This is a genomic window from Amaricoccus sp., assembly GCF_036846665.1.
Taxonomy (GTDB): Bacteria; Pseudomonadota; Alphaproteobacteria; order Rhodobacterales; family Rhodobacteraceae; genus Amaricoccus.
This window is the reverse complement of sequence record NZ_DAIUBO010000213.1, coordinates 1-6672: the sequence shown is the minus strand read 5'-3', so window position 1 is coordinate 6672 and position 6672 is coordinate 1. Positions and strand designations below refer to the sequence as shown.

General features: G+C 71.2%; 5 protein-coding genes. All 5 read right to left on the bottom strand.

What is annotated here, in order from left to right; translation table 11 throughout:
- Positions 1 to 166 precede the first annotated feature (166 nt).
- Complete coding sequence (locus tag V7050_RS16760) at positions 167 to 457, bottom strand: DUF1330 domain-containing protein (protein ID WP_324370456.1); 291 nt, start codon at positions 455 to 457, stop codon at positions 167 to 169.
- The gene (locus tag V7050_RS16755) at positions 457 to 756 is read right to left on the bottom strand and encodes a DUF1330 domain-containing protein (RefSeq protein WP_324370458.1); all 300 of its coding nucleotides are present in this window, start codon (positions 754 to 756) and stop codon (positions 457 to 459) included. The genes V7050_RS16760 and V7050_RS16755 overlap by 1 nt, the downstream gene beginning before the upstream one ends.
- Positions 749 to 3424, bottom strand: a complete 2676-nt coding sequence (alaS, locus tag V7050_RS16750; RefSeq protein WP_324410870.1) for an alanine--tRNA ligase — start codon at positions 3422 to 3424, stop codon at positions 749 to 751. Before alaS ends, V7050_RS16755 begins: the two co-directional genes overlap by 8 nt.
- Positions 3425 to 3746: 322 nt before the next feature.
- Positions 3747 to 4811, bottom strand: a complete 1065-nt coding sequence (gene recA, locus V7050_RS16745; RefSeq protein ID WP_324375098.1) for a recombinase RecA — start codon at positions 4809 to 4811, stop codon at positions 3747 to 3749.
- Positions 4812 to 5447: 636 nt separating this feature from the next.
- A complete protein-coding gene (locus V7050_RS16740) occupies positions 5448 to 6524 on the bottom strand; it encodes a glycosyltransferase family 4 protein (protein WP_324375100.1) in 1077 nt (358 codons plus the stop codon).
- Positions 6525 to 6672 lie beyond the last annotated feature (148 nt).

The following is a 6672-nucleotide window of genomic DNA, read 5'->3' as shown; positions in this document are numbered from 1 at the left end:
CGCCCTGGCGGGACGCAGCTCCTCGCCGATCTGGTGATTTCCGCGCGGGCGCTGATGCCGCTGCCTGCCGGGGCGGGGGCCTATTCGCTGGGGGGTGCGGTAGTCCTGCACGCGGTGATCGCCATCAACCACCGCCGCGATCGCTACATCGCCATGTGAGCGGCGATCAGGGCGCGAGGCCCTCGACGATGACCAGGTCGCGCTCGGCCGCGTCCCTGGCATGGGCGAGGGCCGCCTGGTAGGCCTGCGAGCGGTAGCAGGTCTCTGCCGCCTCGAGGTCGGGGAATTCCGCCAGCACGTTGCGCGCGCGGTCCCGGCCCTCGAGCTGCACGTAGCGCCCCGAGCGGGCCAGGAAGCGGCCGCCGTGGGCCGCGATCGCCGCCGTGGCGAGCTCGGCGTAGCGCCGGTAGGCCTCCGCATCGGTCACGGTGACATGCGCGATCCAGTAGGCGGGCATCAGGCGTCCTCCTCGACACCTTCGACGATGACGACCTCGCGCTCGGAACCCGCCATGGCGTGCGGCAGCACGGCCCGATAGGCGTCGCAGTCATAGAAGGCGAGCGCGCTGTCGTAGTCGGGAAATTCGATGATGGCGTTGCGGGCGCGGGCCTGGCCCTCCTTGGCGTCGAAGCGGCCCGCGCGCACGATGAAGCGGCCGCCGAAGCGCGCGGCGATCCCCGGGGTCTCGGCGGCGTATCGCCCGTAGCGGTCCGGATCCGTGACGTCGATGCGGGCGACGAGATAGGCCTTAGGCATTTTCCTTCTCCTCCAGCAGGGCGCGCGCCGCCGCGATCGCGGCCGCCGCGCGGGCGGGGTCTGCGCCGCCACCCTGGGCGAAATCGGGCCGCCCGCCGCCGCCCTTGCCGCCGAGCGTCTCGGTGGCCGCACGCACGAGATCGACCGCGGAGAGGCGGCCGGTCAGGTCTTCGGTCACGCCCGCGGCCACCGCCGCCCGGTCGCCGGTGTCGGCGACGAGCAGCACCACGCCGGAGCCGAGCCGCGCCTTGTGCGCGTCGATCAGGCCGCGCAGATCCTTCGGCGAGACGCCCGTGAGCGCCTGGGCGAGGAAGGGAATGCCCGCGACGGTCTCGGCCTCGGCCGAGATGCCGGCCTCGGCACCGCCCGCCAGTGCGAGCTTGCGCCGCAGCTCGGCAATCTCCGCCGCCGCCGCCTTGCGCTCGTCCATCAGCGCGCGGATGCGGGCGGCGAGTTCATCGGGCCGCGCGCGCAGGAGGCCCGCGGCCTCGGCCAGCGCCCCGGATTCGCCGGCGCTGTGGGCGAGTGCCGCGGCGCCGGTCAGGGCCTCGATCCGGCGCACGCCGCTCGCCGAGGCGCCTTCGCCCACGAGGCGGAAGGTGCCGATCTCGCCTGTGCGGCCCACATGGGTGCCGCCGCAGAGTTCGAGCGAATAGGTATCGCCGCCCGCGCCGATGCCGCTCCCCGCACTCCGGCCCATGGCGACGACGCGCACCTCGTCGCCGTATTTCTCGCCGAAAAGGGCGCGGGCTCCCAGCGCCTCGGCGGCGTCGGGGGTCATGATCCGCGTCTCGACGGGGGTATTCTGGCGCACGAAGGCATTGACCTCGGCCTCGACCGCGGCGAGGTCCTCGCCGGCGAGCCCCCTTGGGTGGGTGAAGTCGAAGCGCAGCCGGTCGGGGGCCACGAGGCTGCCGCGCTGGGCCACGTGATCGCCGAGCCGGCGGCGCAGCGCCTCGTGCAGCAGATGGGTCGCGGAATGGTTGGCGCGGATCGCCGCGCGCCGGTCGTGATCGACCGTGAGCGCCGCGGCGGCGCCGCTCTGAAGCGTTCCCTCCGCGACCCGGCCGGAATGCACGAAGAGCCCGGCCTGCTTGCGCACGTCGCTGATCGCGACGCGGGCCGTATCGGTGGTCAGGGTGCCGGCATCGCCGACCTGGCCGCCGGATTCGGCGTAGAAGGGGGTCTGGTTCAGCACGATCTGCACCGCCTCGCCCGATCCGGCGCTCGCGATGGGCTTTCCTTCCGCGACGAGGGCGAGGATCTGCGCCTCGGCGCTCTCGGTGTCGTAGCCGAGGAACTCGGTGGGGCCGTGGCGCTCGGCGAGGTCGAACCAGATCGCCGCCTCGCCGGCCTCGCCGGAGCCGGCCCAGGCCGCGCGGGCCATGCGCTTCTGCTCGGCCATCGCCGTCTCGAAGCCCGCCACGTCGACCGTGCGGTGGCGTTCGCGCAGCGCGTCCTGGGTGAGGTCGAGCGGGAAGCCGTAGGTGTCGTAGAGCCGGAAAGCCGCGCCACCCGGCAGCGGCGCGCCCTCGGGCAGGCGGTCGAGTTCCTCGTCGAGCAGGCGCAGACCGCGGTCGAGGGTGGCCTGGAACCGCGTCTCCTCGGAGCGCAGGGTCTCCTCGATCAGCGACTGGGCGCGGGGAAGTTCGGGGAAGGCCGCTCCCATCTGCGCGACCAGCGCCGGTACGAGGCGGTACATCACCGGATCCTGGGCGCCGAGCAGATGCGCGTGGCGCATGGCCCGGCGCATGATCCGGCGCAGCACGTAGCCCCGGCCCTCGTTGGAAGGCAGCACGCCGTCGGCGATCAGGAAGGAGGTCGAGCGCAAATGGTCGGCGATGACCCGGTGGTGGACACGGCCGGGCCCGTCCGGGGCGCCGTCGGTCAGATTGGCCGAGGCCTCGATCAGCGCGCGCATCAGGTCGGTGTCGTAATTGTCGTGCTTGCCCTGGAGCACGGCGCCGATGCGCTCCAGCCCCATGCCGGTGTCGATGGAGGGCCGCGGCAGGTCGGCGCGGCTGCCGTCCTCGAACTGCTCGAACTGCATGAAGACGAGGTTCCAGATCTCCACGAAGCGGTCGCCGTCTTCGTCCGGGCTGCCGGGAGGGCCGCCGGGGATCTCCGGGCCGTGGTCGTAGAAGATCTCCGAGCAGGGGCCGCAGGGGCCGGTGGGGCCCATCATCCAGAAATTGTCGTGGGTGGCGATGCGGATGATGCGCTCGTCGGGCAGGCCCGCGACCTTCTTCCAGAGGGCCGCCGCCTCCTCGTCGTCGTGATAGACGGTGACGGTGAGCTTGTCCTTCGGAAGCCCGAAGTCGCGGGTCAGCAGTTCCCAGGCGAGCGGGATCGCCCGATCCTTGAAATAGTCGCCGAAGGAGAAATTGCCGAGCATCTCGAAGAAGGTGTGATGCCGCGAGGTATAGCCGACATTGTCGAGGTCGTTGTGCTTGCCGCCGGCGCGCACGCATTTCTGCGAGGTGGCGGCGCGGCTGTAGTCGCGGTGCTCGAGGCCGGTGAAGAGGTTCTTGAACTGAACCATGCCGGAATTGGTGAACATCAGCGTCGGGTCGTTGCGCGGCACCAGCGGCGAGGAGGGCACCACGCGATGCTCGTTGGCGCCGAAATAGTCGAGAAAGGTGGTGCGAATGTCGTTCAGGCTCGGCATGTCGGTGTCCGTGGGTCGGTCCGCGCTCCCGGAGGATCCGGCCCGGCGGTTCGACCGGGAGTGTTAGCGCCCCCGGATGGCGGAGTCCATCATGGGGCGTCCCGGCCATGCTCGGCCCATGCATGATCCATGCACAAGGCATGCGCCGGACTTGTTGGCACAGCGATCTCCGGGCCCATGCGCCCGCCGGGACGGTGCCGCGCCGGCGGATGCCGGCGCCCGGTCGAGCGGGGGCTCGATGCCCCCCGAGGCCGGTCCCGGTCCAGCCGGCTGGGGCCGGGGCCCCGGCCCCGGCCCCGGTCTGCGCGGCGGGAGGCGGAGGTCAGTCGTCGAGGATCTCGGTCGTCTCCTCGCCGGACATGGCGAAGTCGAGGCCGTGGGCGGCGCGGATCTTGTCCTCGATCTGGAAGGCGATGTCGGGATTGTCCTTGAGGAAATTCTTGGCGTTCTCGCGGCCCTGGCCGATGCGCTGGTCGGCAAAGGAGAACCAGGCGCCGGACTTCTCCACGATCCCGGCCTTGACCCCGAGGTCGATCAGCTCGCCCCGCTTGGAGATGCCCTCGCCGTACATGATGTCGAACTCGACCTGCTTGAAGGGCGGCGCCACCTTGTTCTTGACCACCTTGACCCGGGTGGTGTTTCCGACCACCTCATCGCGATCCTTGATGGCGCCGATGCGGCGGATGTCGAGGCGCACGGAGGCGTAGAATTTCAGCGCGTTGCCGCCGGAGGTGGTCTCGGGCGAGCCGAACATCACGCCGATCTTCATGCGGATCTGGTTGATGAAGATCACCATGCACTGGGACCGGCTGATCGCGGAGGTGAGCTTGCGCATCGCCTGGCTCATCAGCCGGGCCTGGGCGCCGACCTGGGCATCGCCCATGTCGCCTTCGAGCTCGGACTTCGGGGTCAGGGCCGCGACGCTGTCGACCACCACCACGGAGACCGCGCCGGAGCGCACCAGGGTCTCGGTGATCTCCAGCGCCTGTTCGCCGGTGTCGGGCTGGGAGATCAGCAGGTCGTCGATGTTGAGCCCCAGCTTGCGGGCATAGACCGGGTCGAGCGCGTGCTCGGCGTCGACGAAGGCGCAGATGCCCCCGGCGCGCTGCTCCTCGGCGATGACATGCAGCGCCAGCGTGGTCTTGCCCGAGCTCTCGGGCCCATAGATCTCGATGATGCGACCCTTGGGCAGGCCGCCGATGCCCAAGGCCACGTCGAGGCCGATCGAGCCGGTGGAGATCGCCGCGATGTCGAGCGCCGGCGTCGATCCGAGCTTCATGATCGAGCCCTTGCCGAAGCTGCGCTCGATCTGCGCCAGCGCCGATTCCAGCGCCTTCTGCTTGTCCATGCCGCGTCTTTCGGAAAAGTCCACCACGGGAGTGTTCATGTCTTCGCGCCTCTTATTCCATGTTTGTCGGATCGCGGCAATCGGCGGGTCCGTTCATGTTGTGTTCACCACGGCACCATGAGGGCAAAACGGGAACATTGCAACGCGAATTTGCGTCAGGGTTAAGGCTTTCCCGGAATGTGCTAACAAGTCCCTAACCGATCGCCACTGCCCGGCGGATGTTCGCATCCCGCCGGCAGCGGACGGCGCGCAGGCCCCCCGGCGATGGTGGTTCGACAAGACGCTCGCCAAGGGCTCGTTCACCGCTTCCGGGTTCGTCACCCAGGGCGTCATCGCCTATCGCTGCTCGCGAGGCGAGACGCGGAAGGCCTGTATCGAGATCCGGAACAGGAGCTTCGGCGGCAAGGTGCAGTCGCGAAGGGTCGGGATCGCCTGTTTCTGACCCGGTTCCGTCTGTTGACGGCCGAGGATCGCGCTTCCCGTCCCGCGGGCCAGCGATACGATGGTCCGGGTGTCCAGTCTGACGGGCGGCGGCCCGACTTCGGGCCACCCGCGATGGCATTGCCCGGCCACCGGGTCACTCGATCGGAGTTGGGATGGGCGGAGTCTGCAAAGGCGGCGCGATGCGCGCTGCGCGGGTGTATCGGCCGGGGCGCGGCTTGCGGCCCGGGGGCGTCAGCGCAGTTGCGGGAAATGGCGGGCGAGGATGGTCTCGAAGCGCCGGGCGGCGGCGGCGGGGCTGAAGTCGGTCTCGATCAGGCGCCGCCCGGCGCAGCCCATGCGGGCGGCGGCGGCGGGGTCGGCGACGAGGTCGGCGACCCGCGCCGCCATGGCCGGGAAGTCGCCGTCGGGGAAGACGAATCCGGTCTCGCCCTCCCGCACCACGAAATTGGTGCCGTTGTCGGAGCCGCAGATCACCGGGATCCCGGCGGCGAGCGCCTCCATGGGCGAGACCGCGGCGCGCTCGGCGGAGCTCGCCAGCACCAGGAGGTCGTGCTCGGCATAGAGGCGCCGGCTGGCGGCATAGTCGAGATTCGCGCGGATCCGGACCCTTTCCGCCACGCCCTGCGCGGCGATCTCGTCCGTCAGGGCGGCGAAGACCGGGCTCGTGCCTTCCTCGCGCAGGCCGAGCAGCGTCAGCCGGATGTCGCCCCCGCGCAGCAGCGGCGCGAGATGGCGCACCAGCGGCAGGTGGTTCTTGCGCGCCTGGTCGAGCTTGCCGACCGCCAGCACCGCCAGCGGCGGCCGCGCGGCCCATTCCGTCCGGACGGGGCCGGGCTCGACCGCGAAGGGCAGGAAGTCGCAGGTCTTGCCCGGCGGGGGCGGCGGCGGATCCGGACAGATGGCGTTGACGGTATGGGCCGGCCAGAGCCCCAGGCGGAGCAGCAGCCGGCGGCCGGGGCCCATCGTCTCGCAGCCGGTCCGGCGCTGGATGTAGAGCAGGAAGGGGAGGCCGCGCAGCCGGCAGAGCGCGTGCAGCGCCAGGCTGGTGCGGCTGGGGTTGCGCGCCACCACGACATCGGGGCGCACCGCGGCGAGGATCCGCGCCAGGGCCCGCACCGGCGGCGGGCGCCGCAGATTGTCGCCAATGTCCCAGCCCGGCAGCAGGGTGACGGCGACGCCGGGTCGGTGGAACTCGGTCGGGTGGCCGGCGCGCACGAGGAAATGCAGCTCGTGGCCGGCGGCCTGCAGGCCGGCCACGAGCCCGTCGTGGTTGGGATGGTAGCGCGGGACGGAGAAGAGGATGCGCACCCTGGACGGCGTCAGCGGCCGGGCCGGCCCGAGGGAAGTTGCATCTGGCGACGCGACCCCATCCCGCCCGGCGGGCACCGCCGGGCAGCGCCCGCCCCGCCCTCAGGCGGGCGCTTCGCACCCGCCGGGCCGGGCGCTGCCCTCGTCT